The organism is Spirosoma fluminis (assembly GCF_054778895.1).
The window spans coordinates 987,716-1,009,135 of record NZ_BAAGZD010000004.1 but is presented as its reverse complement, the minus strand read 5'-3'; the positions used below and the strand labels follow the sequence as shown (position 1 = coordinate 1,009,135).

General features: G+C 54.8%; 19 protein-coding genes. 7 read left to right on the top strand and 12 right to left on the bottom strand.

From position 1 onward, the window contains the following. Window positions 1-273 precede the first annotated feature (273 nt). Entirely contained in the window at window positions 274-2,559 is a 2,286-nt protein-coding gene (locus ACYVBJ_RS09880) for a GH92 family glycosyl hydrolase (RefSeq protein ID WP_460982121.1), read from the bottom strand. 191 nt (window positions 2,560-2,750) lie between these two features. On the opposite strand from ACYVBJ_RS09880, the gene ACYVBJ_RS09875 reads away from it, so the two are divergent. Continuing rightward, window positions 2,751-3,266, top strand: coding sequence for an O-acetyl-ADP-ribose deacetylase (locus tag ACYVBJ_RS09875; RefSeq protein WP_460982120.1), 516 nt, complete (start codon window positions 2,751-2,753; stop codon window positions 3,264-3,266). A gap of 93 nt (window positions 3,267-3,359) precedes the next feature. On the opposite strand, the gene ACYVBJ_RS09870 is transcribed toward ACYVBJ_RS09875, so the two are convergent. The 3 genes from ACYVBJ_RS09870 to ACYVBJ_RS09860 form a co-directional block, all read right to left on the bottom strand. Continuing rightward, the gene (locus ACYVBJ_RS09870; RefSeq protein ID WP_460975907.1) at window positions 3,360-3,584 is read right to left on the bottom strand and encodes a hypothetical protein; all 225 of its coding nucleotides are present in this window, start codon (window positions 3,582-3,584) and stop codon (window positions 3,360-3,362) included. A gap of 68 nt (window positions 3,585-3,652) precedes the next feature. Continuing rightward, window positions 3,653-4,756: a Gfo/Idh/MocA family protein gene (locus ACYVBJ_RS09865; RefSeq protein ID WP_460982119.1), complete on the bottom strand. Its 1,104-nt coding sequence runs from the start codon at window positions 4,754-4,756 to the stop codon at window positions 3,653-3,655. A 247-nt stretch (window positions 4,757-5,003) separates the two neighbouring features. Next, entirely contained in the window at window positions 5,004-6,437 is a 1,434-nt protein-coding gene (locus tag ACYVBJ_RS09860) for a DEAD/DEAH box helicase (RefSeq protein ID WP_460982135.1), read from the bottom strand. A 276-nt stretch (window positions 6,438-6,713) separates the two neighbouring features. On the opposite strand from ACYVBJ_RS09860, the gene ACYVBJ_RS09855 reads away from it, so the two are divergent. The 3 genes from ACYVBJ_RS09855 to ACYVBJ_RS09845 all read left to right on the top strand — a co-directional run bounded on the left by ACYVBJ_RS09855 (window position 6,714) and on the right by ACYVBJ_RS09845 (window position 10,709). After that, on the top strand, window positions 6,714-8,849 hold the full coding sequence (locus tag ACYVBJ_RS09855; RefSeq protein WP_460982118.1) for a TonB-dependent receptor: 2,136 nt from the start codon (window positions 6,714-6,716) through the stop codon (window positions 8,847-8,849). A 130-nt stretch (window positions 8,850-8,979) separates the two neighbouring features. Beyond that, window positions 8,980-9,621: an ABC transporter ATP-binding protein gene (locus ACYVBJ_RS09850; RefSeq protein ID WP_460982117.1), complete on the top strand. Its 642-nt coding sequence runs from the start codon at window positions 8,980-8,982 to the stop codon at window positions 9,619-9,621. Beyond that, window positions 9,621-10,709, top strand: a complete 1,089-nt coding sequence (locus ACYVBJ_RS09845; RefSeq protein WP_460982116.1) for a hypothetical protein — start codon at window positions 9,621-9,623, stop codon at window positions 10,707-10,709. The genes ACYVBJ_RS09850 and ACYVBJ_RS09845 overlap by 1 nt, the downstream gene beginning before the upstream one ends. 140 nt (window positions 10,710-10,849) lie before the next feature. On the opposite strand, the gene ACYVBJ_RS09840 is transcribed toward ACYVBJ_RS09845, so the two are convergent. From ACYVBJ_RS09840 to ACYVBJ_RS09810, 7 genes are all read right to left on the bottom strand, one after another. Continuing rightward, complete coding sequence (locus ACYVBJ_RS09840) at window positions 10,850-12,169, bottom strand: aminotransferase class V-fold PLP-dependent enzyme (RefSeq protein ID WP_460982115.1); 1,320 nt, start codon at window positions 12,167-12,169, stop codon at window positions 10,850-10,852. A 97-nt stretch (window positions 12,170-12,266) separates the two neighbouring features. Beyond that, a complete protein-coding gene (bla, locus tag ACYVBJ_RS09835; RefSeq protein ID WP_460982114.1) occupies window positions 12,267-13,181 on the bottom strand; it encodes a class A beta-lactamase in 915 nt (304 codons plus the stop codon). A gap of 90 nt (window positions 13,182-13,271) precedes the next feature. After that, entirely contained in the window at window positions 13,272-13,904 is a 633-nt protein-coding gene (locus ACYVBJ_RS09830) for a gluconate 2-dehydrogenase subunit 3 family protein (protein ID WP_460982113.1), read from the bottom strand. A 17-nt stretch (window positions 13,905-13,921) separates the two neighbouring features. Further along, window positions 13,922-15,673 (bottom strand): GMC oxidoreductase, encoded by a 1,752-nt coding sequence (locus tag ACYVBJ_RS09825; protein ID WP_460982112.1) that lies wholly within the window; start codon window positions 15,671-15,673, stop codon window positions 13,922-13,924. Between the two features lie 187 nt (window positions 15,674-15,860). Continuing rightward, the gene (locus tag ACYVBJ_RS09820) at window positions 15,861-16,793 is read right to left on the bottom strand and encodes a dienelactone hydrolase family protein (protein ID WP_460982111.1); all 933 of its coding nucleotides are present in this window, start codon (window positions 16,791-16,793) and stop codon (window positions 15,861-15,863) included. 134 nt (window positions 16,794-16,927) lie between these two features. Next, entirely contained in the window at window positions 16,928-17,752 is an 825-nt protein-coding gene (gene menB / locus ACYVBJ_RS09815) for a 1,4-dihydroxy-2-naphthoyl-CoA synthase (protein ID WP_460982110.1), read from the bottom strand. A gap of 96 nt (window positions 17,753-17,848) precedes the next feature. Further along, the gene (locus tag ACYVBJ_RS09810) at window positions 17,849-18,307 is read right to left on the bottom strand and encodes a DUF2452 domain-containing protein (protein WP_460975896.1); all 459 of its coding nucleotides are present in this window, start codon (window positions 18,305-18,307) and stop codon (window positions 17,849-17,851) included. 117 nt (window positions 18,308-18,424) lie between these two features. On the opposite strand from ACYVBJ_RS09810, the gene ACYVBJ_RS09805 reads away from it, so the two are divergent. From ACYVBJ_RS09805 to ACYVBJ_RS09795, 3 genes are read left to right on the top strand one after another with little or no spacing between them, the layout of a single operon-like run. Next, window positions 18,425-18,892 (top strand): QcrA and Rieske domain-containing protein, encoded by a 468-nt coding sequence (locus ACYVBJ_RS09805; RefSeq protein ID WP_460982109.1) that lies wholly within the window; start codon window positions 18,425-18,427, stop codon window positions 18,890-18,892. Window positions 18,893-18,899: 7 nt separating this feature from the next. Continuing rightward, window positions 18,900-19,961, top strand: a complete 1,062-nt coding sequence (locus ACYVBJ_RS09800; RefSeq protein ID WP_460982108.1) for an AMP-binding protein — start codon at window positions 18,900-18,902, stop codon at window positions 19,959-19,961. 27 nt (window positions 19,962-19,988) lie between these two features. Further along, window positions 19,989-20,729, top strand: a complete 741-nt coding sequence (locus ACYVBJ_RS09795) for a hypothetical protein (RefSeq protein ID WP_460982107.1) — start codon at window positions 19,989-19,991, stop codon at window positions 20,727-20,729. On the opposite strand, the gene ACYVBJ_RS09790 is transcribed toward ACYVBJ_RS09795, so the two are convergent. Continuing rightward, window positions 20,686-21,390 (bottom strand): class I SAM-dependent methyltransferase, encoded by a 705-nt coding sequence (locus tag ACYVBJ_RS09790; RefSeq protein ID WP_460982106.1) that lies wholly within the window; start codon window positions 21,388-21,390, stop codon window positions 20,686-20,688. The two genes, ACYVBJ_RS09795 and ACYVBJ_RS09790, sit on opposite strands and share 44 nt — an antisense overlap. Window positions 21,391-21,420: the final 30 nt, after the last annotated feature.

Sequence of the window (21,420 nt, the reverse complement as noted above, 5' to 3'; positions counted from 1 at the left end):
AATGGCGGTGGTCAACAAACTGCTTCGCCAGGCGTATGCAGTGGTTAAATTCAACGAAGACTATGATCCGAATTATCAGCCCGTTATACGCTCTTTAACTTGACTTTTAACACAGTTCATGTTAAGTGGGATAAAAAAGTACAATATAACCATAATTTTATTATACATAGCATGTGCCTAAAAATCTCTTATAGCCAGGAAGGGCTGTAGACTGATGTATAATTTCGAAAGTATCACACGTCAGTCTACTACAAATTTACCTCAAGGCGCGATCTACTTCGCTTTATCGGTTGAGAACGAGTATGGGAAATCTTCGGGCCTGGTGCCCCGATGCTTGTTCGGCGTTGCCGACATGGTAAACTCAAGCACGGCTCCCTGTTGCAACGCACGATGGCTTAGCCAGTTTTTACTGTACGCTTTTCCATTGAGACGCAGGGAGTTGATGTACCGGTTTTGATCGCTGTTGTTCGCTGCGTTGATCACCAACTGCTTTCCGTTTTCCAGCGTTGCCGTTACCTTTTTGAACAAAGGCGTACCCAGTACGTACTGATCGGTACCGGGGCAAACTGGATAAAAGCCCATTGCGGTAAATACGTACCAGGCCGAAGTCTGGCCGTTGTCTTCGTCTCCGCAGTAGCCATCGGGCGTGGGCAGATACAAGCGGTTCATTACTTCCCGTAACCAATACTGCGCTTTCCAGGGCTCCCCTGCGTAATTATACAAATAGATCATGTGCTGAATCGGCTGGTTGCCGTGGGCGTACTGCCCCATATTGGCAATCTGCATCTCCCGAATTTCGTGGATCACGCTTTTGTAATAACTCTCGTCGTAGACCGGCGGCATCGTGAACACCGAATCCAGCCTGGTCACGAATTTCTGAGGTCCGCCCATCAGCGTCATCAATCCCTGTACATCGTGAAAAACTGACCAGGTGTAATGCCAGCTATTACCTTCGGTAAACGCATCGCCCCATTTGAACGGGTTAAACGGCGACTGAAAGGTGCCATCCTGGTTTTTTCCACGCATCAGCCCACTTTTCGGATCGAACAGATTGCGGTAATTCTGGCTGCGTTTGGCAAACCGGTCAATCTCCGACTGCGGGCGTTTCAGGGCTTTGGCCAACTGATAGATTGTGAAGTCGTCATAGGCGTACTCCAAAGTGCGGGCGGCATTCTCGTTAACCTGTACGTCGTAGGGTACATACCCCAACGAATTGTAATACGTCACGCCCCGGCGGCCCACCGCATCCATCGGGCCTTCGTTCTCCGCGTTTTTCAGCACGGCCTCGTATAACGTATTGATGTCATACCCGCGCGCCCCTTTCAGATACGCATCGGCAATGACCGAAGCCGAGTTAGAGCCGACCATTACGTTCCGTAAACCTGGACTGGCCCATTCGGGCAACCAGCCGCCTTCTTTATACGCATTTGCCAATCCCTCCTGCATCTGGGCATTCAGCGACGGGTACATCAGATTCAGGAAGGGGAACAACGACCGGAACGTATCCCAAAAACCAGTGTCGGTGAACATGTAGCCGGGCAATACCTGCCCGTTATAAGGGCTGTAATGAACCACCTTCTTGTTGGAATCCAGCTCAAAGAATTTCCGGGGAAAGAGCAGCGACCGATACAGACAGGAATAAAAATTCTGCGTTTGCGCCAGCGAACCACCCTCCACCTGAATGCGGCTCAACTCTTTATTCCAGGCGGCTTTTGCCTTCTGCTTAACGGCGTCGAAGTTGTCGTTACCGATCTCGTTCAGGTTCCGTTCGGCTTGTTCGTAGCTAATGAACGACGAAGCAACACGGGCGTGAACCGGTTCGCCTTTAGCCGTCTTAAAGCCGACGACCGCGCCAGCGTGGTCTGCCTGAATGGCCAACGAATCCTTTACTAACGTTTTGCCACGCCATCCCTGCGCCATCGCGAACGGCTTGTCGAACGAAATGACGAAATAGTTCTTAAAGTTTTCGGGCACGCCACCGCTGTTACGTGTCGTGTAGCCGATGATCTTCCGTTCGTTGGGTAAAATCTTAACGTACGAGCCCTTGTCGAAGGCATCGATCACTACGTAGGCACTGTCGGTTTTAGGAAAGGTAAAGCGGAAGCTAGCCGCCCGCTCCGTCGGTGCTATTTCGGTCGTTACGTCGTGGTCAGCCAGGTAAACGCTGTAGTAATACGGTTTAGCAACTTCGGCTTTGTGCGAATACCAGCTGGCCCGTTCGTCTTCATCGATCCGCAGTTTTCCTGTAATTGGCATGATCGAAAACTGACCGTAATCGTTCATCCAGGGCGACGGCTGGTGCGTCTGCTTAAATCCACGGATTTTGTCGGCCGCATAGGTATAGGCCCAGCCGCTGCCCATTTTACCGGTTTGCGGCATCCAGAAATTCATACCCCAGGGCAAGGCAATAGCCGGATACGTATTGCCATTTGACAGGCTCGGCTTGGAGTCGGTGCCAATGAGCGGATTAACGAAGTCAACAACGTCTGTCTGCTTTCGGGTTTGAGCGTGACTGATCGTAGCGACCAGCAGGAAAAGAGCGAGTAACTTGAATTTCATGGTGGCTGAAATGGGTCCGGGTGGCCGGACTAGGCTAATGACCCTGCAAGGTACGCCCTCATCGTTTACGAAGAAAACAACCGCCGTTGGTACTACGTCCGGCAAACGTACCTGCGTTCAGTACATATCCAATGATAACCCGAGCGCGGTTTTATCGGTTAATGCGTACACCGTTACCGAATTGATTTCTTATGGCCAGTATCCAGGTTGTTTTGGGTGATATTACGCAACAGGCGGTAGACGCTATTGTCAACGCAGCCAACACAAGTCTGCTGGGTGGTGGGGGTGTCGACGGAGCGATTCACCGGGCGGCTGGCCCGGAGCTGCTGGCCGAATGCCGCACCTTACACGGCTGCCAGACGGGTGATGCGAAACTGACGAAAGGCTACCGCTTACCGGCGAAATACGTCATCCATACGGTTGGTCCGGTTTGGCGGGGCGGTCATCAGCATGAAGCGGAGTTACTGGCCAGTTGCTACCGCCGGTCGCTGGAGATCGCGGCAGAAAACGAGCTACGCAGCATTGCCTTTCCGAACATCAGTACAGGCGTGTATGGGTATCCAAAAGATAAAGCTGCTGAAATCGCGCTGGCCACTGTGCAACAGTTCTTATCTCAGCCGACTTCCGTGCAGGAAGTCATTTTTGTTTGCTTCGACCGGGAGAATCTACAGTTATACCAGTCTATCCAAAGCAGCCAGCAGCAGTAACCAAGTGTGCGGTTTACTTCTGGATAACGCGTCAGCAACTACTCGATTACCAACCAGCTCAGATATGATCCATAGCTTACCCTCGAACAGGAGTTAGCGGCCGGGCCGCACGGGGAGGTTACGCCAGATTAGTTTGGGCATGTTCGGGAACATGCGCCGGGTCGACTGGTTGATGACGTAGAAGCATAAGATGAGTACGAGCAGCAAAGCTACGTTCATCCACCGAGTCAGCCACCGTCGTTTGATGAGGTAATAATAGTAGTACCCTACTCCGAGCGTGAACGCAATAACAGCAATATAGAGAATCCAAGTCCACATGGTACAAAGGTAATGCTCGCCCGACTCAACACATACCTTGTCATCCTTTTCAATTTGGCAACGCCCGTTTAGACGCGCCAGTCGAGGGTAATTTTGCGACCGGTGTCGGCAGCCTGCAAAATTGCACCAATCAGCTTCATATCTTTCCATCCCTCCTCACCCGATGCTTCCGGCCGGGTTTTCGTCCGGATCGACTGCACTAAGGCATCCATCTGCGCCGTTTGCTGGTACCGGGGAGACGGAACATCCATCGGGCCTTTACTGGTTATGCCCTGCGCGCCGGTCGCGTTGAACGCCGGTTCGAGTTTGAACCAGCCGCGTTCACAGGTGACGTAAAGTCGGTCTACGTACGACGAGTAGGTTGTGCTGGAGTGAGCAATCGCTCCGCTCGGAAATTCAAACTGCCAGAACACCGTTTCGTAAATATCTTTAAAATGCACCTTATCGAACGTAAAGGCCTGTGCCGTTACGTAGATAGGGTCTTCATTGAGCGTTCGGCGGGCACCCTGAATGGCATAAACGCCTAAATCCATGATCGCTCCACCCCCGCCGATATTTTTGTCGAGCCGCCACGAGTCCGGTCCCGGTACGGTAAAGCCTAAACCCGACTCAATCACTTTAACGCCCCCGAAGGTTTTTTCCATTGCCAGCCGACGCATTTCCAGGTGATGTGGTTCGAAATAGAGCCGGTAGCCAACGGAAAGTTGTACACCTGCCTTATCGCAGGCCGTAATCATCTGCCGGGCTTCGGCCGCGTTCATGGCCATGGGTTTCTCGCAGATGACGTGTTTGCCCGCCTGTGCCGCCCGGATGGTATATTCGGCGTGCATAAAGTTCGGCAGCACGACGTAGATAATATCGATGTCGGGATTATTACGGATCTGATCGAACGTCTGGTAGCTGTAGATATTCCTGGCGGGAATGGCGTATTTCTCCGCCCAGGTTTTAGCTTTATCGGGCGAGCCCGTCACGATACCCGCCAGATAACAGTGCTGGGTTTCGAGCAGAGCCGGAGCCAGTTGGTTAGTGGCGTAGTTGCCCAGGCCAACGAGCGCAATGCCCAGCTTTTTCGGCGCGGACTGGCCCAGTAACAGATCAGGCTGCGTTACTAAACCGCCTACCGCTACCGACAAGGTTTTCAGCGAGTTGCGCCGGGAGAGATGAAAAGTCATGAGGAAAGGATATTTAGCTGGCCTATTCCACAAAAAAACAGGATTAAACTGACTTTGCTCTACCGTTCATCACATAGTACGGTGGCTCTGAACGATATGCCTAGAGAACAACTGGTGTTAGCTTATAAGCCGCCCGAACTTTACCCGTTCCCCCAGGAACCGCTGTAATGTACATAAAAAACGACCGACGTTCCCGCCGGTCGTGTAGTCCGATTCAGTATGTAGGCCTTCGCTGGTCAGTACGTCCTTACTCCGCTACCGGAACAGGCGTTACCGACTGGCTTTGTTCGTTCGGGCTGCCTTCCCCCTTCGGGCCGCGCCGACGTTTTTTCCGGCGTTTGGGTTTATCCGTGGCGGGCGCATCGGTGTTAATCGCTACGTCAGCGGAACCGGTTGGGAGCGCAGCGGCTGATTGAACGGGACGCGGAGACTCCGGCGAACGCTCAGGACGGCTATTCGGGCGGGGCTTACGTCGTTGTTCACCCGTGGACGCGTTGGCGTTCTGAATGCGACCGGAGCCCGAATCCCGCCGACCACTGTCACGTCGGCCTTTGCCGCGTAATCCGCTGAATCGTTTCGGGTCAAAAACAGGGGCTTTGCCCATGCCCAGTTCTTCGGTGATGGACCGTTTTTCCAGCTCCCGTTCAATGAGCCGTTCAATGCTCACTACCCGGTTCTGGTCCTGATCACTCACGAACGTAATGGCCGTACCGGTTGTGGCAGCCCGTGCCGTGCGGCCAATGCGGTGGACGTAATCCTCGGCATCGCGCGGAATATCGTAGTTCACGACATGGGTCAGGTTGTCAATATCGATGCCCCTGGACAACACATCCGTCGCTACCAGGATCGGAAATGCTTTGTTCTTAAAATCGCGCAGCACCACTTCCCGATCGTCCTGATCCAGGTCCGAACTGATGCCACGCGCTTCGTAGCCCAGTTTGCTTAAGGCCCGCACAATGCCGTTCACTTCCGATTTACGGGAGGTAAACAGCACCATACTCTGTACCGGCGTTGCGCTGTTCTTGATCAGATGAGCCAGCAAAGGCAGTTTCTGGTTATCGTAAGCCAGGTACAACTGCTGGTCGATGCCAGCCGCCGGTTTGGAAACCGCCAGCCGGATCTCTTCGGGATCGGTCAGGATTCGTTTCGAAAACTCCCTGATTTTGTTGGGCATGGTTGCCGAAAACAGCAGCGTCTGCCGCTTGGCGGGTATCTTGGCGACGATATTTAAAATATCATCCGAAAAGCCCATGTCGAGCATCTTATCAGCTTCATCCAGCACCAGGTAGTCAATCTTATCGAAATTGACGTATCCGAGCTGCATGTGAGCAATCAGCCGACCGGGGGTAGCGATAATAATGTCGGCTCCATCTTCGAGGGCCCGTCGTTGTTTATCCCACTCGTCGCCCTTGCCACCGCCATAGATAGCAATGCTGGTGGCCTGCACAAAGTAGCCAAACCCTTCTACCTGCTCATCAATCTGCTTGGCCAGCTCCCGCGTAGGCACCAGAATCAACGTACTGGTGTGGTCGTGGTCGCCATGCGAGATTTTGTCGAGAAGTGGAATGAGGTAAGCGGCTGTTTTGCCGGTGCCGGTCTGGGCGCTGGCTATGAGGTCGCGCCCGTCGAGGATTTTGGGAATGGCCATCTCCTGAATCGGAGTAGCCTTCAAGTAGTTCATGGCGTCCACACCGGCCAGCAGGTCGTCGTGGAGATTAAATTCCTGAAATGTCAAGGTTACAGCTTAATGTAAGTAAAGAAACGCTGACCTTAACGTCCTGGTCAGCAAACCGCCTGATTTAAAAGCAAATATATAAGAGGTAACGAAATATCCTATTCCTTCGTTCATCCGGGCCCATTGAGCAGCCGAAATATCGGTTATATCGCCACAATCCCTGACTTCCTAAACTGTCTGAACCGTACGAGGTTGTACCTTTACGACTCGCTCCCTTTTCGTATGCGTCTATCTTTTCTTGTTACTACTTTTAGTGTAGGATTTATTTCCTTTAGTCTACTGGCCCAGGCTCAGGACAGCACTTCCGTTCCGTCTTCGCTGGACGACACCCTTCAGCTCAACGAAGTGGTAGTGCGGGGCTATGCCACCAACCGTCGGTTGCTGGAAACCCCGGCCTCCATTGGGCTGCTCACCCGACGCGACTTACATCAACGGTTCGGTACACCCACGCTCGTGCCTTCGCTCAACACCCTGCCCGGCGTTCGGGCCGACGAGCGGTCGCCGGGCAGCTACCGGCTTGCTATCCGGGGCAGCGCCATCCGGTCGCCCTTTGGCGTACGAAACATCAAGACGTACTGGAACGAACTGCCCTTAACGGACGCAGGCGGCAACACGCCCCTGAATGCCCTCGATGTTCGGGCGCTGGGACGCATTGAAGTCATTAAAGGCCCGTCGGGAAGTTTATACGGGGCCGGAACGGGCGGAACCATTCTGTTCAGCGGTCTGTCTGTTCCGGCCGGACAGACCAGCATCGAGCTATCGGCCCTGGGGGGCAGCTACGGTCTGTACGGGAATGGCATTGCGGTTCAGACGGGTAAAAATAACTCGGCCATCTCATTCAACTACAATCATTTACAGAGTAACGGCTACCGCGATCAAAGCGGACTCGTTCGCGATAACCTAAGCCTGGTTGGCTCCTTCAACGTCAGCCCTAAACGGACCATATCCGTGCTGGGTCTGTATTCCGATTTACATTACCAGACACCGGGCGGGCTCAATGCCGCGCAGTACCAGGCCAACCCGCGGGCCTCGCGTCCGGCCACGGCGACCTTACGCGGCAGCGCGCAGCAACAAGCCGGTATTTACCAGAAAGTGGGGTACCTCGGCCTTTCGCATGAGTACCGCTGGAACGACCGAATTCAGAATACCACGGTTCTTTACGGATCGAACACCGATTTTGCGAACCCCTTCATTACCAACTACGAAAAGCGGGCAGACCAGGGTATCGGCGGCCGGACCATCACCCAGATTCGCCTGCCCAACGGGCCTCTCCCGACTACGTTCACGGTGGGCGCAGAATTGCTGAGAAACTTCACCGTTGACCGGAACTTCGGCAACCGGGGCGGCACCCCCGACACCATTCAAACCGACGAAGAGCTGATCGCGAATCAGTCAACACTTTTTGCACAGGCAGAAACGCAGCTCCCCAACCACTTCCGGTTAACGGCAGGCCTGAGCCGGAATGAAGTTAGTTATGGCTTCACCCGCTTTCCAGTCCGGGCTGCGGGTGCATTACCGGCAACCCTCTTAACCCGCAACTTCTCGCCGGTCTGGCTCCCCCGCGTAGCGCTGCTACGTACCTTCGGTCGCGCAGGGGTCGGAACCGTAGCGGCCTTCGTCAGCATCAGTACGGGCTACTCTCCACCGTCCAGTCAGGAGGTACGTCCATCGGCGGGTGGTTTCAACACCACCCTCAACCCCGAACGAGGTATTAGTTACGAGGCTGGTTTGCGGGGGTCGGCGTTTGCCGGTAAGGTGCGATTCGACGTAACGGCCTATCAGCTTCAACTGCGCGAAACCATCGTCCGGCGGTCGGATGCAGCGGGGGCCGAGTTCTTCGTCAATGCCGGTCGGACCGATCAACGCGGTATCGAAGCTCAGCTTTCCTATGATTTCATTACCCCGCAGGCTTCTACCCCATCTCAGTTTTTTTCGCTGCTTCGTTTCTGGAACAGCCTCACCCTGACCGACTACCGATTCCGCAGTTACCAACAGGGCACAACGGATCTGTCGAATAACCGGGTACCGGGTGTTGCACCCACAACCTGGGTAACGGGCCTTGACGCCGAAACCCGACCTGGCCTGTATGCTCACCTGACCTTCCAGTTCCTGGATCAGTTCCCGTTGAACGACGCCAATACGGTCCAGTCTGACCCGACCCGGCTGCTGCAGGCCACGCTTGGATTTCGGCGCAGCCTGGGCCAGCACTGGACCCTCGATGTGTACGCCAGTGGCGACAATCTGTTAAACCAGACCTACGTACTGGGATACGATCTGAACGCCGTTGGCAACCGGTATTACAATGCAGCCCCGACACGTAACGCTCTAGGCGGCATTCGCCTGAGTGTCAAGTGGTAATACCTCCTCCGCGAACCGTTACTCAGCTACGGGCTTACCTCTGTTGGTGAGTAACGGTTCAGCCCGGTGACGGACGGATGCCGTCGCGCTTAATCTATTGGTATTTTTGGGCAATCATTCGCCGTGTCCCTTGCTCACCGTCACCAACCTCACTAAAGCCTACGACAGCCGTACGGTCTTAACGGTACCGGATCTTTCGTTACGCCCCGGCATCCACTATTTCCGGGGTGGAAACGGGTCGGGGAAAACCACGTTTTTTCGTACGGTAGCCGGTCTGCTGCCGTTTTCGGGACAGATCAGGCTGGACGACCGATACGAGATTAACCGAGACCCGGTGGCGTACCGCCTGCGTGTCAACTACGCCGAGGCCGAACCGCTCTACCCGCCCTTTCTGACACCCCGCGACCTGGTGAATTTCGTCGGGCGGGCCAAGCAGGCACCAGCCGGACAGGTTGACAATCTGGCCGAAACGCTGGGCGTTCATGCGTTCTGGACCCAGCCGACCGGTACGTTTTCCAGCGGTATGCTCAAGAAGTTATCCTTGCTGCTCGCCCTGCTCGGAACACCCCGGCTTGTTCTCCTCGATGAGCCCCTGACGACTTTAGACGTAGCAACAGCGGCCCGCTTGTTCGACTATATCCGGCAGCTTCACGACGAACAGCATGTGATGTTCTGGCTCACCTCGCACCAGGACGTTAGTCTGACGGGCTTACCCATTACCGCCACCTGGCAAGTCGGCAACGGCGTCATTAACCCTGCTCCACTCGACTGATGGCAGCTGTTCTGAACCGGGTTTTCGTTACGTCGTTTTATACCCGAAATGCCGGTACGTTTCTGGTAATTATTCTGCTGGCGTTTGGCTTTCTGAGCAGCGTAGAGCACAAAGCCTTAATTCTGGCCGCCCTGGGGTCGCCGTTTTTTCTGAGTCTGGTCTTTGTGCTGTGGTTTTTCTATTTCCTGAAAACCAGCATTTTTATTCGGCAGGAACTGAGCGAGCCCGTGCATCTGTTTCTGCAAACATTCTGGCTTGTTCCGACCCCAATGCGTTGGCTGCTGTGGCTGTGGGTTCAAACCGCTCTGCTAGTTCCGATTATAGCGTATGCCGCCTGGATGGTTCAACTCGCCGTTGTCTATCAGCAGTGGGCTTCAGGCAGCGCCATCATTCTGTTTATACTGGCCTTGCTGGTCGCGGGGGTGTGGCGGGCCGATTATCGCCTTCGCCACCCCAGTCCGGATCGTCTTCGGCTACCAACGGTAAACATCCGGCTGCCTTATACTCTGTTTTTTCCGGCCTATTGGTTACGTCATGAACCCTTGTCGCTGGTGCTGACGAAGGCCTTTTCCGGTCTGCTGCTGGCGGGTGTCTGCCGACTGTACCCTACGGACGACTATGACCAGCGTTTACTGCTGATCGGACTGCTGTTTGCCGTGCTCGGCCATGCACAGGTGGGAGGCCAGTTGAGTGTTTTTGAACGCCGGTATTTGCTGCTTTTACCGAACCTGCCGCTTTCGTGGCTTCAGCGTTTTAACCGATACGTGCTGATCTACGGATTGCTCTGGCTACCGGAACTGCTTATTCTGCTGCGAAACTGCCCGACTGACATTCACCTTAGTTACGTCGGCTGGCTCTGGCTAACCGGTTGGGGTTGGCTGCTTCTTTTACACAGCCTGGCTTACGGCTACGACGTTCTGCCCGAGCGGTGGCTGGCTGGTATTTTTCTCAGCTTTTTCATCGGCCTGATTACCATTATGTTTGGGTTGCCAGTGGGTGCCTGGCTGGTGCTTGGCTGGACGGCAGCGCTTAGCGTTCAGGGCTATCGCTTTGTTTACTTGACCCAAAAGTCAGGCCCGCCGAGTTAGCCGTTTTTAAGCAGCGCCTTCGCTTAGTCCCGCAGTTTAATACCCTCCCAGCCTCCCCTAGAAGGGGAGCAGCAGAGCCTGCCGGTTAAAACTCTTCCCCTTGTAGGGGAGGTTGGGAGGGATACAGCTATGCTACGTAACTAGCTCTTCTTCTGGGTTCCGGCGACGGCTTGTTTATTAGCCATAGCCGTGATGGCAGCCACCAACCGGTCGAGGTCTTTAGGCGTCGTGTAGAGATGCGGAGTCACCCGAACCCCCTGAATGTTCTCCCACGAGATCGGCGACGTATGGATTTTATATTGGCTGAGTAATTGACCTTCTATTTCGCCCGGTTTCATTCCGTCGATGGAAAATAAAGCAACCGCACCGGCAAACTCGGATTTAAGGGAGGTATGCACCCGAACACCGGGTAGGTTTTGTACGCGTTCAGCCCAGTAGTTTTTGAGGTAATGCAGGCGTGCGAACTTGCGGGCACCCCCAATGCTCAGGTGAAAGTCAACGGCCGTGCCGATGGCCATTTCTGACGCGAACGAGCGGGTTCCCAGCGTCTCAAACTTGCGGATATCCGGCCCATCGGGTTCGTTGCTCGAGAGGAGTGCCCATACGTTACGAATCTTGTTCTGGCGAATATACATCATGCCACTGCCGAAGGGCGCACATAGCCATTTGTGCAGGCTGGTGGCGTAATAGTCGCAGCCCAGATCAGGAATTTTGTACTCCATGTGAGCGAACGAGTGCGCACCATCAACCACGACCTCAATACCTCGCTTGTGGGCTTCGTCGGCGATTTTTCGCACGGGTAAGACCTGACCAACCCAGTTGATGACGTGGGTAATGTACACCACTTTAGTCTTGGGCGTAAAGGCCTGAACAAACTGCTGATCCAGCGCATTTTCGTCTTCACTCGGCAGATTCAGGTTCAGATACACAAGTTTTATCCCATCGCGTTTTTCGCGCTGTTTCCAGGCATTGAGCATGTTGGGATAGTCCTGCTTTGTCAGCACCACTTCATCACCAGCTTTCAGGTCGAGTCCGAAAATAATGGTATTTAACCCCTCAGTCGCGTTTCGGTTGATCGCGATCTCGTCGGGGGAGCAGCCACCCAGATCCGCCAGTTTCGCCCGTAAAGCTTCCCGTCCCTGATCCAGAATGCGCCACATGTAATACGTCGGCGCTTCGTTGGCGTACTGGTAGAACCGGATGTGCGCATCCTGAACCAGCTTGGGCTGCGGACTCACTCCGCCGTTGTTCAGATTCAGCAGGTTCGGCGATACGGTAAACTCGGACTTCACCCACGCCCAGAAATCTTCGTCCTGCGCCCACTGGGCCGGTAATTGTAGTGCTGCGTCCGCCGTCGGTATTGGCGAAGCCGCATAGGTGTCGGGTAAAAAACCAGGCAGGGAGAGGGCAACGGCAACGGCGGCCCCGGCTTGCTGAACAAAGGTTCTGCGGGTTGACATAGTTTAGGTCGGGTTGATCGGAAATGGTCAGAGTAAAACTACCGGTATTCCGTTGTAAACCAAACAATACGCCTTTTTTCAGCGCCAATACGATACGTTACTGCCAGTATTCCCAGACGGCTCTGGCGATTCGGGCGATGACGTCCTCGCGGGTTTTATCATCCGCTTTAGCGTCCGAGACGAACACCGCAATAGCAATAGTCTGCCGATTGGGCAACGTAATGAGGCCAACGTTATTGGTAGCAGCGGTTACACCGTAGACTGTCCGGGACGAACCGGTTTTATGAGCAACCACCGTTCCGGCCGGGAGCAAGCCTTTGATCCGATGCAGGCCTGTTGGAGTATCCGTCATCAACCGAAGCAGAAAAGCCCGGCTTGTTTTTGTCAGACCCCGACCTTCCTGAAGGGCCTGCAACAACGTAACGGCCTGTTTGGGGGTAGCCCAGTTTCGGTATTGAACGGCATTATCGCTCCCGATTTCTTTTTCAGTATTAATCACCCGAATCCCGGTTATCCCCAGGCTGCGCAGGTAATCCATGACAACCGGCGCTCCGCCCACCAGTCGAAGCAGTACGTCGCTGGCCGACCCGTCGCTTTCCGATACAGCATAGCGCACTAACTCGCTTACGCTTAGGTCAACGCCCGTCGGATTCTGATCCCGAATGGGGCTGTGCTGGCGTTCGGATACGTATTCACGTTGCGCTACGTGTACCGTCTGATTCAACGTGAGTTTGCCCTGATCTACCTGATGCAGCACTGCCATACCGATCGGCAGTTTATAGACGCTCTGCATCGGAAACTGTTCAGTCCCGCGCACGTATACAGATTCTCCGGTTTCGAGTAACGTAGCGGCCATGCCCACCCGCCCCTGCGCCGAACGAGCAATCTCGTTCAACTCATTACGCAGTTGATTTATAGACTGACGAGACGTTGATGGTTTGGTGCCGGGCTGAGCCTGTAAACGAACCGAAAGTACCAGCGTCAGCAGAAGTAGAAAGCGGGAGAAGAGCATACACGAAAAATGCGTTCTTTGGTATCAGATACGTAGTGAGCAGCAACTGATGCCAAAGAACGCAATAAAGCGGAAATCCCAGACGACCGTTTATCCTTTTGTCTCGTCGTACCGTAAACTGTACTGCGCCAGTACGTCGGTCGGAACACCGTCCCACTGGTTCGGCGTATTGCCCATATACCCCAGGTCCTCGATGCCCATTTTACTGGTATAGAACCCGCCCAGCACGAAGTTGCGCATCATCGTGAAAAACGCTACGCCCTGGGTCATGCCTGGGGCGACTTTACCGGGATAGGCAATCTGTTCGACCATGTCGATCTGCTGATCTCTGGCACACTGTACAAACGGCTTGCCGTAGCGTTTTACGCACGTATTGTTTAACCAGCGGAGCCCTCCGCGCATGGGCGTCTGGTTACGCGGCTGGTCTTTCATCATAAACTCGATGAACGCCGGTACACCCGCCTGGGAAGCACTGCCCGATTTCGCATCCGCCGGAATGATGATGTCGCTCAGCACCGTAACGGTCTGTAGTTCGGCCGGGGTGAAAAACGTTTCGGCGTGCAGCTTCGCATCCCGTTCGGCTTCTCCCCTCGCCCGGCCGGGGGCAATCTTACCAATTGGCTTTTTGACGACGGGTGGTTCAGGAACGGCAGCCTCGACTGGTCCGACCGCTAAACCCAGCGAGGTTAACGATAACGTTTTAAGGGTATCTCTACGTTTCATGGCGTATCGGTTCGGGCTTAGATATTTTTCTTTTTAACCTCATCAATCAAGTATTCGGAGGTGCGCATGGACGACGCCAGGATGGTCCAGGTTACGTTCTTATCGCCCTGCGACACAAAGGGCGCGGCATCCACGACAAACAGATTTTTAACGTCGTGCGCCTGCTGAAACTTGTTCAGGGCCGACTTGGCCGGGTCGTTGCCCATACGTACCGTACCCACTTCGTGGATGATACGACCCGGAGCCGCCAGCCCGTAGTTTTGATCAGCGCCCGGTTTGCTGCCCATCGGCATACCGCCCATGGCATGAATGATCTCCTCGAACGTATCCTGCATGTGCTTAGCCTGCTTGATCTCGAAATCTGACCACTTGTAATGGAAGCGTAAGGTAGGGATACCGTATTTATCGACCGTATTCGGGTCGATCTCGCAATAATTCGTTTCCAAAGGCACCGGCTCTCCCCGACCCGCCATGCTCACGTAAGCCCCGTAGAACCTACGAACGTCGTCTTTTAGTCCGGCTCCGTAGCCACCGGCTGGTTTCATTTTTCCATCACGGCCCGCCACTTTGCCGTTGAGTCCTTCGATACCGCCCCCGAACCCGTAGCCCGGCATACCCATACCGCCCCCGTATTCGATGTGGTACCCACGCGGGAAGTCCAGCTTTTTGTTATCCAGCCACCAGGGCGTAAAGACGTGCATCCCGCCGACCCCGTCTTCGTTGTAGCGCTTCCGATCCATCAGGGCCGGTATAAATCCGGAGCGGGATGAGCCGGTCGAATCATTGAGGTATTTGCCGATTACGCCACTTGAATTGGCCAGGCCGTTCGGGAAACGCGCCGATTTGGAGTTGAGCAGCAGCCGGGCCGATTCGCAGGCACTGGCCCCCAAAACTACAGTTTTAGCCTGTACCGTCACTTCCTGCAACGTAATGGTATCTACGTACGAAACGCCCGTAGCTAAACCCGTTTTCGCATCAGTCAGCACTTCGCGCACCATGGCGTTGTTTTGCAGCGTCAGATTACCTGTTTTCATAGCCGGAATCACCAGCACCGACGAGGCCGAGAAATCGGCGTAGGCCTGGCAGCCGCGGTTACACTGGTGGCAATAAAAACACTGTCCACGCTCGTTATTGATCGGTTTGGTAAGAATCGACAGCCGCGACGGCACCACCGGCACCCCAATTCCCGTAGCGGCCTTCTGCAGCATCAGTTCGTGCAGACGCGGTTTAGGGGGCGGCAGAAAGAAACCATCCGGTTCGTTGGGGAAGTTGGGCAGGTTGGTCCCGAAGATGCCAATGAGCTTATCCGTCCGGTCGTAGAAGGGTTTCATATCCTCGTACCCAATCGGCCAGTCGTCGCCTACCCCCGTCAGCGACCTCCGCCGGAAATCATCGGGGCCGAAGCGCAGCGAAATACGGCCCCAGTGGTTGGTACGTCCGCCCAGCATCCGGGAGCGAAACCAGTGAAACTCGCCACCGGGTTTCGACGAATACGGTTCACCCTCAATATCCCAGCCGCCCCAGGCTGCGTCGAAATCACCCCCGGAGCGCGAAGCTGTAGCCGCTCCCCGCCGGGGCGACTCATAAGGCCATTTAAGCTGCGTAATGTATTTGGGATCGGCCGGGTCGTAATATCCGCCAGCTTCCAGCAGCAGCACTTTGGCACCGGCTTTAGTCAGCATATAAGCCGCCATGCCGCCCCCTGCTCCTGACCCGACAATGACGGCATCATAGACAGTCGGCGCTTTCTTGAGTTGAAAAAGGTCCATGTAGTAAAACGATGTTGGGAATAGGAAAGACAACGTCACCCCTGTGAACGAACTATCCTAAAAGCAGGAAAACACGCTTGCTTACTGATACGGTCAGTTGTGGCCAGTACGAAAATTCGGCCTGACGTAACGATGGTATTCTGGTCCAGTTCCGTTTAACTTACGAATCGACCGGGGGCTTTCTGGTTCACAGCCATGTTTTGAGAAACGCCATGATGTCCTCGCGCATGGCGGCCGTTTCTTCGTGGCCGGTATTGTAAATTTTCAACTGCCAGGCGTCAACGGCCCCTTCCGCTTCGTAAACACGCCGAAGCTGCTGATCGATACGTTGCAGGCCGTTCAAGGGTGTCAGCGGATCAAAGCGACCGGCCAGGCTGATGTGCGCTCGTGGGGCAATGAGGGCATTGATCCGGGCAGTGGTAAAATGCGTCAGCAGATCAGGTACGTAGTAGTAAATGCCATGCTGACCCAGGCCTTTTTCGTCAATCAGCGATTGATAATCCGTCAAACAGCATAAATCCACACATACCCGGATACGTTCGTCGAGGGCGGCCAGCCACCACGCCATCGTGCTGCCCATCGACATACCCAGGGTGGCGATACGTTCGGCATCAATGTCGGGGCGGGTTTGCAAATAATCCAGCGCCCGCAGGTGGTCGTACACCATCATCCCCCAGAGCACTTGTCCATGCCAGAGCATCTCTTTGAACGTATCGACTTCGTTGCGATATTGGCGCTCGCCAAAACACCAGCTATCGATGCACAATCCGGCATACCCGGCCTGAGCCAGGGCGACCGCATACGGCGGTGACTGCATTTCGGCACGGCCCCGGATAAACTCGTCTTTACCGATTTCGTACTGGCCAAAGTGCGAATGATTGAACAGCACCACCGGTACGTTCTCGTGTGCCTGTTTTGGTCTGGTGAAATAGGCGGGCACAGGTTCGATGCCATTCAGGTCGAGTTGCAGCTTCTCGACAATCATCTCCCCGGTTTCGTATCGGTCGATGACCTCAGCGGTTATAGGCCGGGAACGGTCGGGTAGTTTCCCGAGCAACGTATAAAGGTGATTTCGTTGTTGCGGCTTCGTTGCCTGTCGCATCTCTTCCGGCGGGTTCATGATCTTTTTTGCGATTTCATGCAGTTTTCGACACGCTGAGCCAGGGGATGGCAGGCACTATATGGCAAAAGCAACGTAACCTACGTTGCTTTTGCAAAATCAATCTTCTGAATACGTATAGAGGCTGAACCCCGTTACGGAAACTTTGGAAACTTGCTGAAATCAGGCTTCCGCTTTTCCAGAAAGGCGTCTTTCCCTTCTTTGGCTTCCTCTGATAAGTAATACAGCAACGTAGCGTCACCGGCCAGCTGCTGAATACCGGCCTGTCCGTCAAGCTCGGCGTTGAACGACGCTTTGAGCATCCGAAGGGCAATCGGGCTTTTTTCCAGCATCTTACGGCACCAAGCCAGGGTTGTTTCTTCGAGCTGATCGAGCGGAACCACTTTGTTCACCAGGCCCATATCCAGTGCTTCCTGTGCGTCGTACTGATCGCAGAGAAACCAGATTTCGCGGGCCTTTTTCTGACCGACGATACGCGCCAGATACGACGCCCCAAAGCCGCCATCGAACGAACCCACTTTTGGGCCGGTCTGTCCGAAACGAGCATTGTCGGCGGCAATCGTCAGGTCGCAAACTACGTGCAAGACGTGTCCGCCCCCAATGGCATAGCCCGCCACCATCGCCACAACCGGCTTCGGGATGCGCCGGATCTGCATCTGCAGGTCCAGTACATTCAGACGCGGCACTTTATCTTCGCCGACGTATCCGCCATGCCCCCGAACCGACTGGTCGCCACCCGAGCAGAAGGCTTCACCCCCTTCACCGGTCAGAATAATAACCCCCACGCGCTCGTCCTGCCGGGCCAGTTCCATAGCTTCCGACATTTCTTTCACCGTCAGCGGGGTAAAGGCGTTTCGTTTATGAGGGCGGTTGATGCTGATTTTGGCAATGCCCTCGTAATAGCTGAATAGAATTTCCTGGTACTCTTTAATCGTCTCCCAGGGGTAGTTGCTTTGCATAATTTGTGATAGTAGCCAGAACTGAGGAGTCAGGAGTGAGACAACTAACCGTCTCGTGCCTGCGGAGCATTCTCACTCCTGACTCCTCACTTCTGGCTACTCATTATATGAAACATCATGATACTGCACATCCCAGGTATGATCGGCCATCATACGAACGGTGGCCAAGCAGCGCTCGAACGGAAATTTGCGTCCCCATTCGTTCGGACCAATCATCGAAAGAACGTCCGATCCATTTTTACGCGTGTAAAAGTAGTACGTATGACCTACCACGGGTTCGAAGTTCATCTGGGCCGCGTAGATCCGCTCCGACACTTCAACCCGGTGCCGGATAGCCGTGGCCTGATCGGCCAGGAGCTGCATTTGCTTGTAGAGCTGGCTGAGCTGCAGGTCGGTTTGCTCGCGCATGGCCGAAACCGCCCGGCCAGTAATCTTCCCTTTGTCTTCGGGACGAATGACGGCCCCCCCCGCCGTGTGTGCATAAGCCAGCAACCCCGGCGCTTCTGCAACTTTATCCGGCGAAATCGGATTAATTACTACTTTCGCTTCTTCCATAATACAGTTGGGTAACACCCCGACGAACGCCTTTGTTCGATGTCGTTGAATGACAAAAAATAACGCATATTTACATCGGAAAGCCGATGCTTGCCCGCAAAAGTACTAGAAACCGTCATGGAAACCATTCTTCCGAAACTAGATCAGCCGACAATGCCCCGTCAGGAGTTTTTTCGGCTCGTTGGCATCAGCCTGGGTGCCATCCTGATAACTCGCTGTGCAGCAGGCTGCGGAGCGCAGGGAGACGGCAATATAACGCCCGACCCGAACCAGAAAGTTGATTTTATGCTGCGGCTCGACGATAAGTCGAACGAAAACCTGATCGTTAAGGGTGGCTACGTCATTGTCAATAATGTGATCGTTGCCCAAACGAAGGACGGAAATTATGTGGCCGTGTCTGCCGACTGTACGCACCAGGGCACTCAGCTTACGTTCAAGCCCAACGACAATCAGTTCTATTGTCCGCTCCACCTGTCGCGGTTCGATACGACGGGAAAGGTCATTACGGGCCCAGCGGTTGAACCCTTAACGCAGTACAAGACTTCCTACGACTCCGGTACGCGGACAATCCGGGTTTTCAACTAGCGCCTTTATGCGTATTGACCCCGCTCATCCGAAAGGCTGGCCAGCCGCTCAGACGCCCTACGAGGCCGAAGCGCTCCGCTTTTGTCGGGATTGGCTGCGGGGTCAACCGGAGTTTACGCTGCATACGTCCGGCTCAACGGGAACACCCAAACCCATTCGACTGAGCCGGGCGCAGATGCAGGCGAGTGCCCGGTTGACGGGACAAACGCTGAACTTGGAGGCTGGCGATTCTGCGCTGGTGTGCCTCAATGTCCGATACGTAGCGGGAATTATGATGCTGGTCCGGGGGCTTGCGCTGGGCCTGCCCATGACGATTATTGAGCCGGTAAGCAATCCGCTGGCGGATCTCGATCCGGCCGCTACGTCCTTCGCGTTTACGGCGCTGGTGCCGCTGCAACTGCAAACAATTCTGGAAAATACCCCCGACAAAGTAGCGATCCTGGACCGCCTGAAAGCGACCCTGGTGGGTGGAGCCGCAACGAGTCCGGCGTTGGAGCAGGCGCTCCAGGTAATTCAGTCGCCGGTTTACGCCACCTACGGCATGACCGAAACGGTGTCGCATATTGCCTTGCGTCGACTCAATGGGCCTGAGGCCACTGCTGTATTTACGGCCCTGCCGGGCGTTGAACTCGGTCTCGACGAACGAGGTTGCCTGCACATTACATCAGCCGCGACGCAGTTCGAGCGGATTCAGACGAATGATGTGGCTGATCTGATTGATCCGATACACTTTCGGTTAGTTGGCCGGGCCGATCGGGTAATTAACAGTGGCGGAGTAAAAATTCAGCCCGAACCCATAGAACGTATAATCCAGGACGTACTGGCTCAGCATGGGCTGGCCCCGCGCTTATTTGTCGTCGGCTTGCCGGATGAGCGATTCGGTCAGCGCCCGGTGGTCGTCACGGAGGGCGTACCTGTTCAGGACGAAATTCGGGGACAGGCCAGTGAGCTTGTCCGATCCAGACTGGGCGCTTATTCCGTACCTAAAGACTGGATACCCGTTTCACTCTTTGCAGAGACGGCTACGGGGAAGATTGATCAACAAGCCACGATTGCCCAAATCCGCTAACTTTGCCCGCGCGTTAAACCCCATTGCATGGCTTTCAAGACTCTTCAGATACGTTACCAAACCGCCCGGTCGCTGCCAGCGCCCTACGCTTATTTTTATACCCTGACGGCTAAACCCATCTCATCGGACAGCGTGCAGCTTGATCTGTCCGTTACGTACCCCGACCGGGACGATATCGACGACGACGAATTGATTGCCGAGGGGTACACGCGGGACGATGATTTTAGCTGGTCGGGACGGTTGCCCAAAGCCTGGCTGCAAACCTTAGCAAATCTAGTCACCCAAACCCGTCTGCAACCTCTCGATGAAGACACGCTGGGCGAGGACGACGATTTCTGGGACGTTACGATTGAGCAAAGTTCCGGAACCAGGCAGCAGGGCCGCCCTATCAAACCCGACGACTGGCAGTATCTGATGCAGGAACTGATGCAGGCCGTTTACGAATCAATGGGCAAAGAACGCCCATTCGAGTTGTCTTATCTGAATCTAAATAGCCAGAAAGGAGATGCTGATGTTCACCTGACGGCTTCATTCACCGAACGTAGCGTAACGGTCGTGACTACGCAAAATCGCCGGGAGCAGCGTAAAACCCTCCCCTGGTCAGCTTTACAGCGGCTAATGGCCGATGTGTACGCCCATGAGTACGACCCGGATGAGGCTCAGCTCAAACGCCCAAAGCAAGATGGACACTGGCTGAATCTGGGTACCGACGAGTGGTACAACATCAGCGGGCTGCCTGGCCTGACGAAGGCGTTACAGACGCTATAAGCTCACTCTGTGCTTCGGGATACGCCCAGATTTCAGCGGACACCATGCCTCCGACCTGCGCCTGACGTCTGAGCAGGATCAGACCAGCCACTTGCAGGCAATGCTGCCAGTTGGCCAGTTGCCGGGTTTCAATGCCTGCCGTTAGTCGAAAGAACCGAATCATACTCCAGAGCAGGACTTTCTGCCACCAAGCTGAAGGCCGTACGAAGTCCGTCACCAACCAGCATCCGGCCGAGGCAAGGCTTTTCTGTAAACGAGGAATGAGCTGCATCCGTAACGTTGACTCTTCGAACAGATCAAGCAGGAACGGCGTCAGGATCAGATCGAACCGCTCGTCAGGACGTAACGCCGTTTCGTCGCCTACCCGAAAGTCAACGGTGCCGGGCAGCGCCTTCCGGAGCATCCGTCGGCTGGCGCGGGCGACCATCGGCCCCGACAATTCCAGATAAACAACTCGATCCGGCTTGCAACGAACGAGGAGTTGTTCGAGCAGCCAACCGGTTCCCCCACCCACAATCAGCACAGATAAACCCGGCGGTATGTCGTTCAGGTAAACGGTTTGCGCGCGCTGTAGCCTTCGGCCAAATACGGTAAACGCCAACGCATCGTATACGGGTGCGACCCAATCGAAATTCCCACCAGCAGGATGTTTATACTCCATACTCTACACAAGCGAATACGGCAATTTTGC

Bases quoted from the DNA above. Each gene is read 5' to 3' on its own strand.
- ACYVBJ_RS09830 (WP_460982113.1), bottom strand. From the start codon at position 13,904: ATGAAACGTAGAGATACCCTTAAAACGTTATCGTTAACCTCGCTGGGT.
- menB (WP_460982110.1), bottom strand. From the start codon at position 17,752: ATGCAAAGCAACTACCCCTGGGAGACGATTAAAGAGTACCAGGAAATT.
- ACYVBJ_RS09810 (WP_460975896.1), bottom strand. From the start codon at position 18,307: ATGGAAGAAGCGAAAGTAGTAATTAATCCGATTTCGCCGGATAAAGTT.
- ACYVBJ_RS09845 (WP_460982116.1), top strand. From the start codon at position 9,621: ATGGCAGCTGTTCTGAACCGGGTTTTCGTTACGTCGTTTTATACCCGA.
- ACYVBJ_RS09805 (WP_460982109.1), top strand. From the start codon at position 18,425: ATGGAAACCATTCTTCCGAAACTAGATCAGCCGACAATGCCCCGTCAG.
- ACYVBJ_RS09860 (WP_460982135.1), bottom strand. From the start codon at position 6,437: ATGAACTACTTGAAGGCTACTCCGATTCAGGAGATGGCCATTCCCAAA.
- ACYVBJ_RS09865 (WP_460982119.1), bottom strand. From the start codon at position 4,756: ATGACTTTTCATCTCTCCCGGCGCAACTCGCTGAAAACCTTGTCGGTA.
- ACYVBJ_RS09795 (WP_460982107.1), top strand. From the start codon at position 19,989: ATGGCTTTCAAGACTCTTCAGATACGTTACCAAACCGCCCGGTCGCTG.
- ACYVBJ_RS09840 (WP_460982115.1), bottom strand. From the start codon at position 12,169: ATGTCAACCCGCAGAACCTTTGTTCAGCAAGCCGGGGCCGCCGTTGCC.
- ACYVBJ_RS09790 (WP_460982106.1), bottom strand. From the start codon at position 21,390: ATGGAGTATAAACATCCTGCTGGTGGGAATTTCGATTGGGTCGCACCC.
- ACYVBJ_RS09880 (WP_460982121.1), bottom strand. From the start codon at position 2,559: ATGAAATTCAAGTTACTCGCTCTTTTCCTGCTGGTCGCTACGATCAGT.
- ACYVBJ_RS09800 (WP_460982108.1), top strand. From the start codon at position 18,900: ATGCGTATTGACCCCGCTCATCCGAAAGGCTGGCCAGCCGCTCAGACG.
- ACYVBJ_RS09855 (WP_460982118.1), top strand. From the start codon at position 6,714: ATGCGTCTATCTTTTCTTGTTACTACTTTTAGTGTAGGATTTATTTCC.
- bla (WP_460982114.1), bottom strand. From the start codon at position 13,181: ATGCTCTTCTCCCGCTTTCTACTTCTGCTGACGCTGGTACTTTCGGTT.
- ACYVBJ_RS09820 (WP_460982111.1), bottom strand. From the start codon at position 16,793: ATGAACCCGCCGGAAGAGATGCGACAGGCAACGAAGCCGCAACAACGA.
- ACYVBJ_RS09875 (WP_460982120.1), top strand. From the start codon at position 2,751: ATGGCCAGTATCCAGGTTGTTTTGGGTGATATTACGCAACAGGCGGTA.
- ACYVBJ_RS09825 (WP_460982112.1), bottom strand. From the start codon at position 15,673: ATGGACCTTTTTCAACTCAAGAAAGCGCCGACTGTCTATGATGCCGTC.
- ACYVBJ_RS09870 (WP_460975907.1), bottom strand. From the start codon at position 3,584: ATGTGGACTTGGATTCTCTATATTGCTGTTATTGCGTTCACGCTCGGA.